At 70.6% G+C, this 18,309-nt stretch carries 11 protein-coding genes; 9 read left to right on the forward strand and 2 right to left on the reverse strand.

Annotated elements, in window-relative coordinates; all coding sequences use genetic code 11:
- Positions 1 to 52: 52 nt before the first annotated feature.
- The 9 genes from WQ56_RS16165 to WQ56_RS16205 all read left to right on the forward strand — a co-directional run bounded on the left by WQ56_RS16165 (position 53) and on the right by WQ56_RS16205 (position 11,200).
- Positions 53 to 745: an ABC transporter ATP-binding protein gene (locus WQ56_RS16165; protein ID WP_047138168.1), complete on the forward strand. Its 693-nt coding sequence runs from the start codon at positions 53 to 55 to the stop codon at positions 743 to 745.
- Positions 746 to 765: 20 nt separating this feature from the next.
- Complete coding sequence (locus WQ56_RS16170; protein ID WP_047138169.1) at positions 766 to 2,088, forward strand: ABC transporter permease; 1,323 nt, start codon at positions 766 to 768, stop codon at positions 2,086 to 2,088.
- A gap of 11 nt (positions 2,089 to 2,099) precedes the next feature.
- Positions 2,100 to 3,317, forward strand: coding sequence for an FtsX-like permease family protein (locus WQ56_RS16175; RefSeq protein ID WP_047138170.1), 1,218 nt, complete (start codon positions 2,100 to 2,102; stop codon positions 3,315 to 3,317).
- A gap of 15 nt (positions 3,318 to 3,332) precedes the next feature.
- Positions 3,333 to 4,637: an ABC transporter permease gene (locus WQ56_RS16180; protein ID WP_047138171.1), complete on the forward strand. Its 1,305-nt coding sequence runs from the start codon at positions 3,333 to 3,335 to the stop codon at positions 4,635 to 4,637.
- A 45-nt stretch (positions 4,638 to 4,682) separates the two neighbouring features.
- The gene (locus tag WQ56_RS16185) at positions 4,683 to 5,912 is read left to right on the forward strand and encodes an FtsX-like permease family protein (protein WP_047138172.1); all 1,230 of its coding nucleotides are present in this window, start codon (positions 4,683 to 4,685) and stop codon (positions 5,910 to 5,912) included.
- Positions 5,913 to 5,923: 11 nt separating this feature from the next.
- Complete coding sequence (locus WQ56_RS16190) at positions 5,924 to 7,222, forward strand: ABC transporter permease (protein WP_047138173.1); 1,299 nt, start codon at positions 5,924 to 5,926, stop codon at positions 7,220 to 7,222.
- A gap of 27 nt (positions 7,223 to 7,249) precedes the next feature.
- Positions 7,250 to 8,473, forward strand: coding sequence for an FtsX-like permease family protein (locus WQ56_RS16195; protein ID WP_047138174.1), 1,224 nt, complete (start codon positions 7,250 to 7,252; stop codon positions 8,471 to 8,473).
- A 91-nt stretch (positions 8,474 to 8,564) separates the two neighbouring features.
- Positions 8,565 to 9,896, forward strand: coding sequence for a sigma-54 dependent transcriptional regulator (locus WQ56_RS16200; protein WP_047138175.1), 1,332 nt, complete (start codon positions 8,565 to 8,567; stop codon positions 9,894 to 9,896).
- A 5-nt stretch (positions 9,897 to 9,901) separates the two neighbouring features.
- Positions 9,902 to 11,200: a HAMP domain-containing sensor histidine kinase gene (locus tag WQ56_RS16205; protein WP_231583448.1), complete on the forward strand. Its 1,299-nt coding sequence runs from the start codon at positions 9,902 to 9,904 to the stop codon at positions 11,198 to 11,200.
- 219 nt (positions 11,201 to 11,419) lie between these two features.
- Here WQ56_RS16205 and WQ56_RS16210 read toward each other — a convergent pair whose 3' ends face one another.
- Both WQ56_RS16210 and WQ56_RS16215 read right to left on the reverse strand, forming a co-directional pair.
- A complete protein-coding gene (locus WQ56_RS16210; RefSeq protein ID WP_052773063.1) occupies positions 11,420 to 15,100 on the reverse strand; it encodes a hypothetical protein in 3,681 nt (1,226 codons plus the stop codon).
- Between the two features lie 14 nt (positions 15,101 to 15,114).
- Positions 15,115 to 18,309 (reverse strand): Ig-like domain-containing protein (locus WQ56_RS16215; protein WP_156170595.1); only part of this gene is annotated, 3,195 nt, incomplete at its 5' end.

The following is an 18,309-nucleotide window of genomic DNA, read 5'->3' on the forward strand; positions in this document are numbered from 1 at the left end:
TTCGGGTCCGTGCCGGACCCGTCCACTCCGCTTCCAAGATAAGGATCGCCCCATGCTGCAGATGACCCAGGTCGGCAAGGTCTACCGCACCGAACTCGTCGAAACCCACGCGCTGCGCGCACTCGACCTGCACGTGCGGGAAGGCGAGTTCGTCGCCGTCACCGGCCCGTCGGGCTCGGGCAAGACGACGTTCCTCAACATCGCCGGCCTGCTGGAGACCTTCACCAGCGGCGAGTACAGGCTCGACGGCGTCGACGTGAAGGGCCTCAACGACAACCAGCGCTCGCGGCTGCGCAACGAGAAGATCGGCTTCATCTTCCAGGGCTTCAACCTGATCCCCGACCTCAACCTGTTCGACAACGTCGACGTGCCGCTGCGCTATCGCGGCATGCCGGCGTCCGAGCGCCGGCTGCGGATCGAGGAGTCGCTGGGCCTGGTCGGCCTGGCCTCGCGCATGAAGCACTACCCGGCCGAGCTGTCGGGCGGCCAGCAGCAGCGCGTGGCGATCGCCCGGGCCCTGGCCGGCAGCCCCCGCCTGCTGCTGGCCGACGAACCGACCGGCAACCTCGACTCGCAGATGGCGCGCAGCGTGCTCGAGCTGCTCGAGGAGATCCACGCCCAGGGCACGACGATCGTCATGGTGACCCACGATCCCGAGCTCGCCGCGCGCGCGCAGCGCAACGTGCACATCGTCGACGGCCTGGCGACCGACCTGCGTCGCGAATCCGCGACCGCCGCGGCCTGACCTGAGGAGCGCACGCCCCGATGCTCGCCTACTACGCCCGCCTCGCGCTGCGCAGCTTCGGCCGCAACCGGGTACTGACCGCGCTGATGGTGCTGTCGATCGCGGTCGGCATCGGTGCGGCGATGACCACGCTGACCGTCGTGCATCTGCTGTCGGGCGATCCGCTGCCCGGTCGCAGCGGCACGATCTTCTATCCGCAGGTCGACCCGATGCCTGGCGAGCGCATGCGCGCCGCCCCGCCGGACATGCTCGACCACACGTCCGCGATGGATCTGTGGCGGGCGGGGCGCGCCGACCGCCAGGCGCTGGTGGTCGAAAGCGAGATCCGGCTGCAGGCGTCCGAGGCCGGGCGACCGCCGCTGATGACGCAGATGCTGTCCACGCACGCCGACTTCTTCCCGATGTTCGACGTGCCGTTCGCCTACGGTGCCGGCTGGAGCGCCGGCGACGACACCGGCCATGCCCGCGTGGCGGTGATCTCGGCCGACCTCAACCGCACGCTGTTTGGCGGCGGCGACAGCGTCGGCCGGATGCTGCGCATCCGCGACGCGGACGTGCGCATCGTCGGCGTGCTCGCGCCCTGGCGGCCGTCGCCGCTGTTCTATCGTCTGGCCGGCGGCAACTTCGCGCAGGGCGACACCGCCAGCTTCTACGCCGCGCCGCAGGACGTGTTCGTGCCGTTCGCGACGGGCCTGGAGATCAACGACGGCCACTTCCAGCAGTTCACGTGCTGGCGGGTGCCCGAGGTCCCGGGACGCCTGCAGGGCAGCGACTGCGTGTGGCTGCAACTGTGGGTGCAGCTCGACACGCCGGCCAAGGTCGCCGGCTACCGCGATTTCGTGACCGCGTACGCGCGGCAGCAACAGGCGCAGGGCCGGATCCAGCACGCGGACAACGCGCGCGTGCTCGGGCTGATGGACTGGCTGGACTACAACCACGTGGTCCCGCGCGACGTCCGGCTGCAGACCTGGCTGGCGCTGGCGTTCCTGGCGATCTGTCTGTTCAACACCGTCGGGCTGCTGCTGGCCAAGTTCCTGCGCCGCGGCGGCGAGATCGGCGTGCGCCGCGCGCTCGGCGCCTCGCGCCGGGAGATCTTCGTGCAGTGCCTGGTCGAGGCCGGCATGGTCGGGCTGGCCGGTGGCGTACTGGGCTGGGGACTGACGCTGCTCGGGCTGTGGGCGATCCGCCGCCAGCCGGTCGAGTACGCCGATCTGGCGCGCCTGGACCTGTCGATGTTCGCGGCGACCTTCGCGCTGGCGCTCGCCGCGAGCCTGCTCGCCGGCCTGTTTCCCGCCATGCGCGCCAGCCGGATCGCACCGGCCCTGCAACTCAAGTCGCTGTGAGGACCCTGGTGATGGACATCCGACCGCTCATCGCCGCCCTGGGCCGGCACCGCATCGCCACGAGTTTGATCGTGCTCGAGATCGCGCTCGCCTGCGCGGTGCTGTGCAATGCCTGCTTCCTGATCGCCGGGCGCCTGGCGCTGATGCGCATCGACAGCGGCATCGATGCGCCGTCGCTGGCGGTCGTGGCGCTGCGCGGCTGCGACGGCTGCGTCGACGCCGACGTCAACGCCCGGGCACTGGCGGCCCTCCGCGGCCTGCCGGGCGTGCAGGCGGCCGGCGTGCTCAATGCCACGCCGTTCGGCATCCGCGACGCCGATGCCGGCGTGACGCTGGATGCCGAAGGCCGGCATCTCGGCGGCGTGCCGCATTTCTATACATTCGGCCCGGACGCGATCGACACGCTCGGACTGCGGCCGTCTCAGGGCCGCAGCTTCCAGGCGGCCGATTTCCAGTCGATCGACAACTTCCTGCCGGCCGACGCCCAGGTCTGGATCACCGAGGCCTTCGCCGCGCACCTGTGGCCCGGCGAGCCGGCGGTCGGCCGCGAGTTCTGGATGGGCGACTATCACTTCCGCGTCGCCGGGCTGGTGCCGCACTTCGCCCGTCCCAACCCCGGGCGCAGCGAGAACGGCGTGGCCGGCGCGCAGTGGTCGGTGATCGTGCCGGTGCGCGACGACGCGCAGTCGGGCGTGTACGCGCTGCGCGCCGACCCGCTCGACCTGCCGCGCCTGGCGATCGCCGCGCGCGAGGCCGTGGCGGCGGCCGTGCCCGAGGCGGTGATCGACCTGGAGCAGAGCCGACCGCTGTCGGAACTGCGCGAACGCTACTTCGAGCGCGACCGCGCGATGGCCTGGCTGCTGGTCGGCGTGATCGCCGCGATGCTGCTGGTCACCGCGCTGGGCATCGTCGGGCTCGCCAGCTTCTGGGTGCAGCAGCGCACCCGGCAGATCGGCGTGCGGCGCGCGCTCGGCGCGACGCGCGGCGACATCCTGCGCTACTTCCAGCTCGAGAACTTCCTGCTCGCCGGCTTGGGCATCGCGCTGGGCATGGTGCTGGCCTATGGCGGCAACCTGCTGCTGATGCGCCACTTCGAGCTCGCGCGCCTGCCACTGTCGTACCTGCCGCTGGGTGCGGCGCTGCTGTGGCTGCTCGGCCAGGCGGCCGTGCTCGGCCCGGCGCTGCGCGCCGCGGCCATCTCCCCGGCGATAGCCACCCGCAGCGCCTGACGTACGGACTCCGCCATGTTCGGCTACTACCTGACCCTCGCCCTGCGCAGCTTCCGCCGCAACCGCGTGCTGACCGCGCTGATGGTGCTCACGCTGGCGCTGGGCATCGGCGCGTGCATGACCACGCTCACCGTCTTCCACGTGCTGTCGGGCGACCCGATCCCGGGCAAGAGCGACCGGCTGTTCCACGTGCAGCTCGACCCCGAACCAATGGCCTATTACACGCCAGGGAAAGAGCCGGAAAGCCAGTTGACCCGCTTCGACGCAGAGGAACTGCTGCGCCAGCAACGCGCGAAGCGCCAGGCGATGATGACCGGCGGCAGCGGCATCATCGATTCGGAGGACAGCGCCTTCCGACCGTTCCTCGAATCCATGCGCTACACCTCGGCCGACTTCTTCCCGATGTTCGAGGTCCCGTTCGTGCATGGCCAAGGCTGGACGGCACACGACGATGAGAATCGCGCCCGTGTTGCGGTAATCGGACGTACGCTCAACGACAAGCTGTTCGGCGGCGCCGACAGCGTCGAGCGGCAGATCCGCGTCGACGGCACGGCGCTGCGGATCGTCGGGGTGATCGATGACTGGTTGCCGCGGCCGAAGTTCTACGACCTCAACACCGGCCGCTTCGACGGGCAGGAGCATGTGTTCCTGCCGTTCTCGACCGCGATGGAACTCGGGCTGGGCACCTCGGGCAGCAGCAACTGCTTCGGCCGCGTGCCGACCAGCGACAGCCACGCGCTCAACGCGTCGTGCACCTGGATCCAGTACTGGGTGGAGCTCGACGGCCCGGCGCAGGCCGGCGACTTCACGGCCTATCTCGCCGATTATTCCGCGCAGCAGAAGGCGGCCGGGCGGTTCGAGCGCCCGGCCAACGTGCGGCTGCGCAACGTCATGGACTGGCTCGACCACCGCAAGGTCGTGCCTGGCGACGTGCGTCTGCAGCTGTGGCTGGCGCTGGGCTTCCTGCTGGTGTGCCTGGTCAACACCGTCGGCCTGCTGCTCGCCAAGTTCCTGCGCCGCGGCGGCGAGATCGGGGTGCGCCGCGCGCTCGGCGCCTCGCGCCGCGACGTGTTCGTACAGGCGATCGTCGAGAGCGGGACCATCGGGATCGCCGGCGGCATGCTCGGGCTGGGCCTCGCGCTGGCCGGCCTGTGGGCGGTCCGCCAGCGTCCGTCCGACTACGCCGCGCTCGCCCATCTCGACGGCACGATGCTGCTGCTCACGTTCGTGCTGGCGCTGGCCGCCAGCGTCGGTGCCGGTCTGCTGCCGGCATGGCGGGCCATGCAGATCGCGCCGGCGATTCAGCTCAAGTCCCAGTAGCGCGCGCCTGCAGCCCTCCCATCGCGCATTCCACAGGTCGTCACCATGCACATCCGCCCCATCGTGTCGTCGCTGCACCGCCACCGGATCACGGCCGCATTGATCGTGCTGGAGATCGCGCTGACCTGCGCGATCGTCTGCAATGCGCTGTTCCTGATCGGCGGACGCGTCGACGCGGTGCGACGCCCCAGCGGCATCGCCGAACGCGAGTTGCTGCAGATCCGGCTCAGCGGCATCGGCCCGCAGGCGGATGCCGGCGCGCGCACGCGCGAGGATCTGGCGGCGCTGCGCGCAGTCCCCGGCGTCGCCGCCGCCACCGTCACCAATCAGCTGCCGTTCTATCGGTTCTCGTCCAGCAACTCCGGGCTGTCGCTCACCGCCGACCAGGTGCAGCCGACACTGGACGCTGCGCGCTACTACGCCGACGAGAGCACCATCGCGACGCTAGGTATCCGGCTGGTCGCCGGCCGCGACTTCCTGCCCGACGAGTACATGGATGTCGCCGAGGTGGAGGCGCTCGAAGGCCGCGAGGACACGCTGCGCGGCGCGACGATCGTCACCGCGTCGGTGGCCCGGCGGATGTTCCCCGGCCAGGACGCGGTCGGCCGGACGGTATACCTCGGACCGGCGCCGCTGACCATCGTCGGCGTCGCCGAGACCCTGGCACGGCCCTCGGCAAGCAACGGCGAGGACACGTTCTCGTTCCTCGTGCCGATCCGTCTGCACTACAACAATGGCGGGAACTACGTGGTCCGCGTGACCGAACCGGCGCGCCGCGACGAGGTACTCGCCGCCGCGGTCGCCGCACTGGAGTCGGTCGATGCCAGCCGGCTGATCCTCTTCCAGAGCACCTACGAGGACATCCGCGACGGCTTCTTCCGCAACGACCGCGAGATGATCGGCCTGCTGTCGACGGTCTCGATCGCGCTGCTGGTGGTGACCGCGTTCGGCATCGTCGGGCTGGCGAGCTTCTGGGTGCAGCAACGCACCCGCCAGATCGGCGTGCGCCGCGCGCTGGGCGCGACACGAATGCAGATCCTGCGTCACTTCCAGACCGAGAACTTTCTGCTCACGAGCGCCGGCATCGTGCTGGGCATGGGCCTGGCCTACGCGCTCAACCAGCTGATGATGAGCCGCTACGAACTGCCGCGGCTGCCGCTGGCCTACCTGCCCGTCGGCGCGTTGCTGCTGTGGACGCTCGGCCAGGCCGCCGTGCTGTGGCCCGCGCGCCGCGCCGCCGCCGTCTCCCCCGCCATCGCCACCCGCGCCGCCTGAGGACTTCCGCCATGTTCGGCTACTACTGCAATCTCGCGCTGCGCAGCTTCCGTCGCAACCGCATGCTGACCGCGCTGATGGTGCTGGCGATCGCACTGGGCATCGGCGCCAGCATGACCACGCTGACCGTCTTCCACGTGCTGTCGGGCGATCCCATTCCGGGCAAGAGCGACCGCCTGTTCCACGTCCAGCTCGACCCCGAACCCATGACCGGCTACATGGCGGGCGGGGAACCGAGCCGGAACATGACCCGGTTCGACTCCGAGACGCTGTTGCACGAGGCGCGCGGCAAGCGCCAGGCGTTCATGACCGGCGGATTCGTGGCATTGGAGCCCGAGGGGGGAACGCCCTACTTCACCGATGCGCGCTACACCACCGGCGCGTTCTTCCCGATGTTCGACGCGCCCCTGGCGTTCGGACGCGGCTGGAGCGCACAGAACGACGCGGATGCGGCCCGCGTGGCCGTGATCTCGGCCGAGACGAACCAGAAGGTGTTCGGCGGCGGGGACAGCACCGGCAAGACCCTGCGCATCGACGGCAATGCGTTCCAGGTCATCGGCGTGCTGGCGCCCTGGCGCCCCACACCGCGGTTCTGGGATCTCAACCTCGACGGTTTCGAAACGCTGGAATCGGTGTTCGTGCCGTTCTCGGCCGCAATGGACGCCGAGCTCTCGCGCATGGGCAGCATGAGCTGCTGGGGCGATTCGAGCGGCATCGACTCCAACGCACGCAATGCGCCGTGCGCCTGGCTGCAGTACTGGGTGGAGCTCGACTCGCCGGGCGATGCCGCGGCATATCGCGACTACCTGCTCGCGTACTCCGAGCAGCAGCGCCAGGCCGGGCGCTTCGTCCGTCCTGCGAACGTGCGCCTGCGCGACGTGCGCGCGCATCTCGATCACGCCCAGATCGTGCCCGGCGACGTGCGCCTGCAGGTCTGGCTGGCGTTCGGCTTCCTGCTGGTGTGCCTGGTCAACACGGTCGGCCTGCTGCTGGCCAAGAGCCTGCGCCGCGCATCGGAGATCGGTGTCCGCCGTTCGCTGGGCGCCTCGAGGAAGGCGATCTTCGCCCAGTTCGTCGTCGAGGCCGGGGCGATCGGCGTCGCGGGCGGCATCGCCGGGCTCGTCGTCGCGCTGTTCGGACTGTGGGCCGTGCGCCAGGCACCGAGTACCTATGCCGAGCTCGCCCGGCTCGACCCGGCGATGCTGCTGACCACCTTCGTGCTCTCGATCGCGGCCACCCTGCTGGCCGGCCTGCTGCCCGCGTGGCGCGCCACGCAGGTCATGCCCGCCATCCAGCTCAAATCCAACTGACCCCGGCCCAACCCGACGGACACCTGCATGGACATCCGCCCCATCCTCTCCACGCTGCGCCGCCACAAGACCGCGGCTGCGCTGATCGTCATGGAGATCGCGCTGGCCTGCGCGATCATCTGCAATGCCATCTACCTGATCGATCGCCGCATCGACCGCATGTCCCGCCCGAGCGGCGCGGTGGAGAACGAACTGGTCCAGTTGCAGATGCCGCGCGTGAGTCGCGACGACACGCTCGATCTCGACGCCTACGTCGCGCGCGACCTGGCCGCGCTGCGCGCAGTGCCCGGGGTCGTACACGTGGCGAGCGCCACTCAGATCCCGTACGGCATCAGCAGTTCGACCAGCGGCGTCAGGCTGCGCGAGGACCAGGTCGACAACACCCGGATCGCCTCGCCCTACCTCGGCAGCGAGGACCTGCTCGACACGCTCGGCCTGCGCCTGATCGCCGGCCGCGGCTTCAATGCCGAAGAGTACGTGGACATGGCGCGTATCGATGCGGGCGGCGAGGACGCGAAGGTGCCCGCGGTGATCGTCAGCCGCGCCATGGCCGAGGCGCTGTTCCCGGGCGAGGACGCGGTCGGCAGGCAGATCTACAGCTGGGGCAGCGCGCCGATACCGATCGTGGGCGTCGTCGAGACGCTGGCGCGACCCAACGACAACAGCGGGCCGGGCGATGCAACGATGCTGCTGCCGGTCCGCGTGGCCTCGCCCAATCTCAATTACCTGATCCGGACCGATCCGGCGCAGCGCCGCGAGGTTCTGGAGGCAGCCGAGGCCGCGCTCAAGCAGATCGACCCGAACCGTGTCACGGTCAACAAGAATCTACTCAGCGAGCTGCGCGAGACGTACTACCGCCAGGACCGGGCGATGGCGGCGCTGCTGGTGGTCGTGTGCCTCGCGCTGCTGGTGGTCACCGCGCTCGGGATCATCGGCCTGGCTAGCTTCTGGGTGCAGCAGCGCGCCAGGCAGATCGGCATCCGCCGCGCGTTGGGCGCGACCCGCGCGCAGATCCTGCACTACTTCCAGCTGGAGAACTTCCTGCTGGCGACGATGGGCATCGTGCTCGGGATGCTGCTGGCCTACGGCCTCAACCAGTTGCTGATGTCGCGCTACGAACTGGGCCGGCTGCCGTTGATGTACCTCCCGATCGGCGCGCTGGTGCTCTGGGGCCTCGGACAGGTCGCCGTGTACTGGCCGGCGCGGCGCGCCGCGGCGGTGCCGCCGGCCGTGGCGACGCGCAGCGCATGACCCGCGCACCGCAGTCCCCCTGTGCGACGCCGGCCGGTGACAGAATGATCGCCCGGGCGCCAGCCCCCTGCTCCCGACACGCCGGTCCCGCATGCCCACGGTCCTGATCATCGACGACAACCCCGCCGTGGCCACCGCGCTGGAGGTGCTGTTCTCGCTGCACGACATCGACACCGTGCACGCCGACGGTCCCGAGGCGGGCCTGGCCGCACTCGCGCGCGAGCCGGTCGACCTGGTGATCCAGGACATGAACTTCCGCGCCGACACCACATCCGGCGACGAGGGCGCGGCGCTGTTCGAGGCGATCCACGCGCGCCATCCCGAGCTGCCGGTGGTGCTGCTGACCGCGTGGACGCATCTCGAGTCGGCGGTCGGGCTGGTGAAGGCCGGCGCAGCCGACTACCTGGCCAAGCCCTGGGACGACCACAAGCTGATGGCGACGGTCGCCAATCTGCTGGAGCTGTCGGCCAGCCGCCGGGAACTCGAGCGCCGGCGCAGCCGCGAGCGGCGCGACCGGCATGCGCTGGAACGCGCGCACGACCTGCGCGGCACGGTGTTCGCCGACGCCGCCAGCGAGCGCGTGCTCAGCCTCGCGGTGCAGGTCGCGCGCTCGGAACTGCCGGTGCTCGTGACCGGGCCCAACGGCGCGGGCAAGGAGAAGATCGCCGAGATCATCCACGCCAACTCCGCGGTCCGCGATGGCCCGTTCGTGGCGCTCAACTGCGGCGCGCTGCCGGCCGAGCTGATCGAGGCCGAGCTGTTCGGCGCCGACGCCGGCGCCTATACCGGCGCCAACCGCGCGCGTGAGGGCAAGTTCGAGGCCGCCGACGGCGGGACGTTGTTCCTCGACGAGATCGGCAACCTGCCGCTGGCCGGGCAGATGAAGCTGCTGCGCGTGCTCGAGACCGGGCGCTTCGAGCGGCTGGGCTCCAACCGCGAGCGCCAGGTGCGCGTGCGCGTGGTCAGCGCGACCAACGCCGATCTTCCCACCTCGATCGCCGACGGCCGCTTCCGCGAAGACCTCTACTACCGCCTCAACGCGATCGAGCTTAGGGTCCCGGCGCTGGCCGAGCGCCCGGACGACATCCTGCCGCTGGCGCGGCACTTCCTGCCCGCGGGCCGTGCGCTGTCGCGTGCCGCCGAGCGCGCCCTGCTCGCGCACCGCTGGCCGGGCAACGTGCGCGAGCTGCGCAACGCGGTGCAGCGCGCCGCGCTGCTGTCGCAGGAGGCGGCGATCGCGGCCGAGGCGCTGGGACTGCCGCCGAGCGCCGCGTCGCCCGCTGCGCCCGAGCCCGACCGCGCCGCGATCGAGGCCGCGCTGGCACGCGCGGGCGGCGTGCTCGCCCAGGCGGCCACCGAGCTGGGACTCTCGCGCCAGGCGTTGTATCGGCGCATAGACCGCCTGGGCCTGCGGCGCGACTGATGCCCGTGCGCCGGCTGCCGCTGACGGTCCGCCTGGGCGCGATCGCCCTGCTGTTCGCCGTCGCCGTGGCGGTGCTCGCCGCCTGGCTCACGCGCTGGCTGCCGGCCTGGTCGGCGGTGCTGGTCGCCGCCGCGCTGTGGCTGCCGGGGCTGCTGTGGGCGGCGCAGTGGGCGCTGGGCCCGGTGCGCGCGCTGTTCCGCGCCCTGGCCGGCGCGGTGACCTCCTACCGCGACGGCGACTACGGCTTCGGCATCCGCTGGGACGGCGGTGGCGAGCTCGGCGAACTGGTGGCCGCGCACAACCGGCTCGGCGACGTGCTGCGCGAGCAGCGCCACGCGCTGGTACAGCGCGAACTGCTGCTCGACACGATGGTGCAGAACACCCCGGTGGCGATGGTGCTGTTCGATCCGCAGCAGCGCGTCGTGCTCGGCAACCTGGCCGCACGCCAGTTGCTCGGCGACGGCCGGCGTCTCGAGGGCCAGGGGTTCGACACGCTCGCCGCACAGGCGTCGCCGGCTCTGCGCGACGCGCTGGCGCACGGCGGCGACGGGCTGCTGAGCGTCGGCGAGGAGGAGCAGGAGGACATCTACCACCTGGCGCGGCGCACGTTCCGCCTCAACGGGCGGCGCCACGAGCTGGTGCTGCTGCGTCGGCTGACCACCGAACTGCGCCGGCAGGAGGTGCAGACCTGGAAGAAGGTCATCCGCGTGATCAGCCACGAGCTCAACAACTCGCTGGCACCGATCGCCTCGCTCGCGCATTCGGGCGCCGAGCTGCTGCGCCGCGGCCAGCTCGAACGCCTGCCCGGCGCGCTGGCGACGATCGAGGAACGCGCGCGCCACCTCGAGGGCTTCATCCGCGACTACGCGCGCTTCGCCAAGCTGCCGGCGCCGCGCACCGAGACCGTGCCGTGGCGCACGTTCCTGGCACGCCTGCGCGACCAGGTGCCGTTCGCGCTGGAAGGCGACGACGGCGGGCAGGCGCGCATCGACGTCGCGCAGATGGCGCAGTGCCTGATCAACCTGCTGCGCAACGCGCACGAGTCCGGCTCGCCCGCCGACCAGGTGCGGCTGCGGCTGCGCCGGCTCCCCGACGGCTGGCGCATCGACGTGCTCGACCGCGGCGACGGCATGAACGAGGCGGTGCTCGCCAACGCGCTGCTGCCGTTCTACTCGACCAAGCGCAACGGCACCGGCCTGGGTCTGGCGCTGGCGCGCGAGATCGCCGAGGCCCACGGCGGGCGCATCGCGCTGCAGAACCGCGACGGTGGCGGGCTCCGGGTGACGCTGCAGTTACCGGCCTGACGCTGTGCCATCGCGCATCCAGGCCATGGGCCTGGCAGAAGAATCGAGGGGCTCGGCACGTTACCGGCAGCGATGGCGCACGCCGGTGGCTGCGCATGGCCCGTCCGTTCGGCCGGCGCGGACCGCCTTGGCGCTGAGGAAAAAGCAAAGGCCGACGCGTGCAAGCACGCGCCGGCCTTCGCGGGCGACCGGCACGTGATGCGCCGGTCGCGGGTCGGCTCAGTAGCTGCCGACGAAGTTGATGTAGACCCCGCGGTGGTCGTAGTCGAAGTCGGTCAGGTCGTCGCTGAAGTCGGTGAAGTTGTAGCCCACGCCGATGCGGAAATTGCGGCCGATGTCGCGGTCCACGCCGACCATCCAGCCCTGGCGCGTGCCACCGTCGTCGACGTCGAGCCAGCGGTACTCGGCCAGCGCGTGCCAGCGCTGCAGCAACTCGTAGCGCACCTGGGTGGCTGCGAACGTCGTCGCCGAGTCGAACCACGCGCCGGTGCCGCGACCGTAACGGGCCTCGCCCTCGCGCCGCGCCACCTTTCCGGCCACTTCCCAGTGATCGTCCAGGCGGTAGACGCCCTCCAGCGACAGCACCTGCGACTTCTGGTCGACCTGCGCGCCGCCGATCTGTCCCAGCGTCGCCAGGTCGTACAGATAGGTGTAGCGGCCGAAAAGGCCCCAGCGCGAGCTGTCCCACGGCCGGTAGGCGAAGCCGAGGTTGCTCTCGATGAACTTCGCGCTGGCGGTCGGGTCGAGGTCGTCCTGCGTGTCGGCGTAGTTGAAGCGTGCGGCGATGCGCCAGCTCTCGTTGAGGCGGTGCTGCACGCGGTTCGTCGTGACCCATTGCGTGCGTCGCTGCGTGCCGCTGTCCTCGCGCCACTCGATCTTGCTCTGCCAGTCCGTCGCCGACGAGGTGCGCCCGCCCGACACGCTGACCGCGCGCCGGTCGACCTGCCCGCCGTCGCGGTCGGTGAGCTCGCCGTCCGACAGCGTCAGGCCCAGGTTCCAGCCGATCGCCGGGTAGAAATCCATGCCGTAGGTATGCGCCAGGCCGGACTCGTAGCGGGACTTGAGGAACTGGCTCTCGTTGAACAGGTTGACCTGGTTCGACAGGCGCCAGCGCTGGCCCAGCGTCCAGCCGTTCTGCTGCGAACGGTTGAACAGCGGGTCGTACTCGGTGGTGTCGGTCGAATAGGTGTAGGCGCCGTAGAAGCTGTGCTGCGGGGTCAGGCGGTACTCGCCGTTGACCTGCGCCGCGTCGCCGCGATCGCCGGTCGTGACCTCGGCCCCGACGCTCGACAGGTTCGCGAAGTTGTAGCGGCCGCCGAGCGTGTAGGCGTCGTTGTCGGCATAGCCACCGTCGTCGTCGAGCGTCCACTGCGCGGTACCGTAGACGTCCAGCGCGGTGCCGAAGCGATGCGTGTAGCGCAGCGCGCCCAGCGTGCCGGTGGCATCGCCGCCGAGGCGGCCTTCCTCGACGCGGCGCAGTTCGGCGGCGAGCGCGTTGACATCCGACAGCCGCCACTCGGTGACCGCCTGGGCCTGCGTCAGGGTCTCGGCGCCGCGCTCGGCACGGCTGTAGCGTGCGTAGAAGCCGACGTCGCGACTGAACTCGCCCAGCACCTCGGCGCCGTATTCCTCGACATCGGCGCCGATGTCGAAGCGTGCGACCGAGAAGCCGGCGTCCACGCGCCGCCACCACGCACCGGTGCTCCAGTCGTTCGTCGTCCAACCGAGTTCGCGGAAGTTCGCGCGGGCCTCGACGGTGCTGGCTTCGCCCTCGCGCGGACCGACCGGATTGAGCTGGCCGAACGTCAGGCCGCCGTCGCTGGAGAAGAACACCGGTGCGCTGGTCGCCTCGGTGCGGCTGTGCTCGAGCTTGAGGTAGGTGCCCTTGCCGGCCTGCAGCGTGACATCGGCCGACATCAACGTGTAGTCCTCGCCGGCACGGCTCTCGTCGACCCAGGTCGCCCCGATGCCGACGTGATCGCCGAACCAGTGCTTGCCGCGCAGGCCGGCGGTGATCTCGTCGGGATCGAAGCCGCTGGGCACCCATTCGTAGTCGACGAGCATGCGCACGTCGAAGCCGTCGAGCGGCTGGTCGCGGGTGATCGTGGGCAGGTTTTCGCGGCTGACCTGCGCGAGCGGGCGGGTCAGCATGATGCGGCCCTGCAGCTCGTTGATCTCGTAGTCGGCGCCGCGCAGCAGCACGGTACGCGCCTCGACACGGCCGGTGGTCGGGTCACGGACCTCGACCACGACCTGCTCCGAACCCGGCAGCACGTCGGTGTGGCGCAGGTAGTACAGGCTGCCGCCGGTGCCGATGAACTCGCTGTGGCCCGGCGCGGTCTGCGCCTCGGACACGAAGGCCCGCAGCTCGGTGCCCGGGTCCCCCCAGGCGTTGGCCATGCGCGAGCGCCAGGCCAGCGCCGCGCCGTAGAGCGCGCGCTGGTACTGGCCGTACTCGGTGCCGGTGAAGCCGGTCGAGAAGTTGCCCCACAGCGCCTGGTTCTTGTCCCAGTCCATGCGCACGTAGAACCGGCCCATCGTGTCGACGTCGCGATACGTGGTCGAGTCGTCGCCGTAGGTGGGGTAGTACAGGTCGGGGTCGACGCGGCGGAAGATGTCCTGCGGGTCGGCCGAGGTGAAGCCGTCGAACAGGTCGCTCAGCGGCCGGTTCTGCGTGTCGGCCTGCGCGGTGATCAGATACTTGCCGCCGATCTTGCCTTTGCCGTAGAACGCCAGGCGCCCGTCGCTGAGGATGTCGTCCTCGCGGCCGGCCATCGCCATCTCGCGACCGGGGCCGCTGGCCTTGTTCTGGTAGACGGTCACGTCGGCGATGCCGACGCCGAAGAAGTACCGTCCGCTGACGTCGACGTCGAGCGCATGCGCCGACACCTCGCCGTCGCGGCCACGCAGACCGATGTCGAAACGGTGCCGTCCCACCGGCATCAGGTACTCGGCGACGAACTTGCGTTCCAGATCGACCGGGTAGTGCTCGCCGTTGATCAGCAGCGTCTGGCCCTCGGGCAGGTTGCGGCCGGTGATGCGCACGCGCGAGCCGTAGACCGGGATGTTCTGCTGGCGCAGGCCATTGCCCGAGAACACGTTGTCGACCAGCGCCTGGGCCGCGGCCTGCTCTGCGCCCAGCGACATGCCCAGCCCGCGCTCGGTGCTCTGGCGCAGGATCTGCGCGCCGCGCTCGGCCTCGGCCGGTGTCACCAGCTGCAGCCGCTGCACGAAGGTCTCGTCGAAGTTGCCGGCAGCGTCGTAGGCGCGCAGCACGTAGACCAGTTCGTCACCGGTCCGGTACTGGCGTCCTGCGGGCAGCGCACCGTCCCACTCGGCGTCGGCGACCGCGGTGCGCGGCAGCTCGAACTGCGCGATCGGCTCGATCAGATCGGCATCGGCCGCACGGTAGAGCGTCAGCTCGAACCGGTCGACGAAATCGATGTAGTTGCTGCGCGCGAAGAAGCGCACCGGCTTGACGATGCGGCCATCCTCGAACGGCACCATCGTCGGGCCCGACACCGAAAGCTCAGGCTGGCCGAGATTGGGATCCTCGGTCGCCCAGATCGCGCCGCCCCCGGGCAACTGCACCGAGAACTGGCCAACCGCGGTCGCGCGGCCAGGCTGTTCCAGCGCCACGCTGACCCGGCGGTCGGGCTGCAGCGCCTGCGACGAGGACGCTTCGCTGGTGTCCTGGGTCACCGGCTGGTCGTAGCTGCGCGTGCGCAGCCGGAACAGCAGGTCGCCGTCGCTGCGACAGCCATCGGCGTCGCAGTCCATGGCCGCGGCCGTGGCGTCGTCGGCCGCCGCCACCGCAGGCGCGGCCTGCGCCGTCGCGGTGGTCGGTGCCACGCCGGCCAGGATGGCCAGCAGCGCTGCGTCGAGCAGCTTCCTCTTCATGATCCGGTCCCCTTTCACTTCCGTGCCTCCCCGACAGGAGCGGCCGGATCCCTGCTGGCTTCCACCCGGGTCTTGGCCCGGACCTGCGGGCTCAATCGCCCCGAGAGCGCGTCGGAGACCGACTGCGCGCGGCGCAGACCGAGCTCGACGTTGTAGGCGTGCGAACCGCGCACGTCGGTGTGGCCCACGATGCCGACGGTCCCGCCGCCCAGGGCCTCCAGGCGTCGGGCGACCGCGTCGAGCAGCGCTTCGAACTCCGGCCGGATGGCCGACCTGTCGGTGTCGAACAACACGGTGCCCAGCAGCACGCCGCCGTTGCCGACGCCGGCCACCAGTGCGTGCGGATCTTCGACCCGCGTCCGCAGTTCGACGGTCAGCGCGGACGCCGCGTCCGGTGCGACCCGCGGCTGCAGTGCGTCGCGGACCGCCGCCGCCCGGGCGAAGGCGAGCGCTTCGTGCTCGCCCTCGCCGGTGACGACCACCCGGCCACCGCGGTAGCGGTCGATCTGCCCGGCCATCGCCTCGATCGCCGGCAGGTACGCCTCGCGCAGTTCGCTGCTGTCCGGGGCGAAGAACACTTCGCCCAGTTCCAGTTCGACCGCCTCGCGACCGCCCTGCAGTTCGATCACCGGCAACTTGATGCCGAAGTCGAAGCGCACCGGCAGGCCGGGCGTCACGCGCCGCACCAGCGGATTGGCGGTCGTGAACTCGGTGCCCGGCGGCAGCGTGGACGGATCCACCTTCAGGATGAAGTTGCGCCCGTGCATCGCGTTGCCGCCCGGCACGTCGACCAGGTGGTAACGGCCGTACTGGTCGGTCTCGATCAGCAGGCCCTCCACCGACGCGATGCGCACGCCCGGAATGCCGCGCTCGTCGATACCGGCGTTGCCGATCACGTACTCGACCACCAGACCATCGGCGTCCTGCACCACGCGTCGCGTGACGGTCGGCTCGGCCGCGGACAGGCCCTTGGCCGCCTCGCCCTCGCGTTCCACCTGCGTGCTGCCGTCGGTCGCCATGCGCACCGTCACGCCCTGGGCGCTGGTGAGCACGAAGTCGCCGGTGAACGTCGCCGCGTGCAGGCGCTGGCGGATGACCACCTGGCGGGCTTCGACCGGATCGGCGACCGACTGGCGGCCGGCGATCGTGCCCAGCATCAGCCCGTGGAGCAGCGGCGCGCTCGCGTCGGCGACCGGCTGCGGCCCGTCGCCGCGGTCGATCGTCGTCGAGCCGGCGACGTAGGCGTCCGGCGCGAACCCGCCCTGCACCCGAACGTCGGTCAGCGCGGCACTCGCCTGCCAGCCATCGCCGTTGCGGTCGTCGAACACGGTACCGAAGACCAGGCTGTCGTCGAGCAGCGGATCGAACGCGGTCCCGACCTGGGCGGTGGCGACGTTCGACAGCGGCACGCCGCTCTCGCTCTGCGCCACGGCCTGGTTGATGTGCGAACCGGCCCGGATGCCTGCACCCACGCGCAGCAGGTAGCTGATGCTCGTGGTGTCGCCCGGCGCGAGGTCGAGGCTGGAGATGCGGATCGGGTTGTGGCCCGAGACCGCCAGTGCCCGGCCGTCGCCGCTCGACAGCGAACCGTCGACGTAGCTGAAGCCCTGCGGCGGCGTATCGAGGACGTGCGCCCCGGTCACCATCGCGTTGCTCACGTTCTCCACCGTCAGCGTGTAGCGCACCAGGTCGCCGACCTTGACCTCGCGCACGGCCACCGACTTGGTGATGCGCAGCGGGGCCTCGCCCTGGACCTTCACCGTCACCGTCGCGGTGTCGCACACCGGCGCCGGGTAGGAGGTGTCGCAGACGCGGTACACGAAGCTGTCCTCGCCGTTGTAGCCGAACGCCGGCGTGTAGGTGCAGGTGCCGTTCGCGCAGGTCACCACGCCGTGCTGCGGCGGGGTCAGGACCGTGACCGAGCCCGGATCGAGCGGCGCCCCCGTGCTGGTGTCGTTCTCGACCACCACCACCGGTGTCGGCACGCCCGGCTCCGCAGTCCCTGCATCGTCATCGATCGCCTCGACGATGTTCGGACGCACCGTGACCGTCACCGTGGCCGTCGCGCAGTTCTCCGGGTTCGTGATCTCGCAGATCCGGTACTCGAAGCTGTCGTCGCCCGAGAAGCCGGGGTTGGGCGTGTAGACCACCGTCCCATCGGGCTGGATCACGATGCTGCCGTTCGCAGGCGGCGTGAGCTCCACGACCGTGACGTCGTCGGCATCGACCGGCACACCGTTGAGGGTGTCGTTGTCGAGCACCGGGATCGTGACCGGCGTGTTCTGGTCGGTCGTCGTGCTGTCGTCGGCCGCGGTGATCTCCGGCGCCTCGACCACCACCGTGACGCTGGCGGTGTCGCAGTTCTCGGGGTTGAGCACCTCGCAGATCGTGTACTCGAAGGTGTAGCTGCCCGCCGGGGTGCCCGGCTCGACACCCACCACGCCCGTCGTCGTGTCGACCACGATGCCCGCAGGCAGCGTGCCGACCGTGATCGTCACCGTGTCCGGGGTCGCCGGCACGCCGTTGAGCGTGTCGTTGTCGAGCACGTTGCCGACCGACGGATCGCCCGTCGCGCCGTTGACCGGACCGTAGCTGTCGTCATTAGCGACGATCTCGGCCGCCTCGACCACCACCGTCACCGTCGCGGTGTCGCAGTTGTCGGGGTTGAGCACCTCGCAGATCGTGTACTCGAAGGTGTAGCTGCCCGCCGGGGTCCCCGGTTCAACACCCACCACGCCCGTCGTCGTGTCGATGACGATGCCCGCAGGCAGCGTGCCGACCGTGATCGTCACCGTGTCCGGGGTCGCCGGCACGCCGTTGAGCGTGTCGTTGTCGAGCACGTTGCCGACCGACGGGTCACCCGTGGCGCCGTTGACCGGACCATAGCTGTCGTCGGTGGCCACGATCTCGGCCGCTTCGACCACCACCGTCACCGTCGCGGTGTCGCAGTTGTCGGGGTTGAGCACCTCGCAGATCGTGTACTCGAACGTGTAGCTGCCCGCCGGGGTCCCCGGTTCGACACCCACCACGCCCGTCGTCGTGTCGATGACGATGCCCGCAGGCAGCGTGCCGACCGTGATCGTCACCGTGTCCGGGGTCGCCGGCACGCCGTTGAGCGTGTCGTTGTCGAGCACGTTGCCGACCGACGGGTCACCCGTCGCGCCGTTGACCGGACCATAGCTGTCGTCGGTGGCCACGATCTCGGCCGC

The organism is Luteimonas sp. FCS-9 (assembly GCF_001014645.1).
GTDB lineage: Bacteria > Pseudomonadota > Gammaproteobacteria > Xanthomonadales > Xanthomonadaceae > Luteimonas.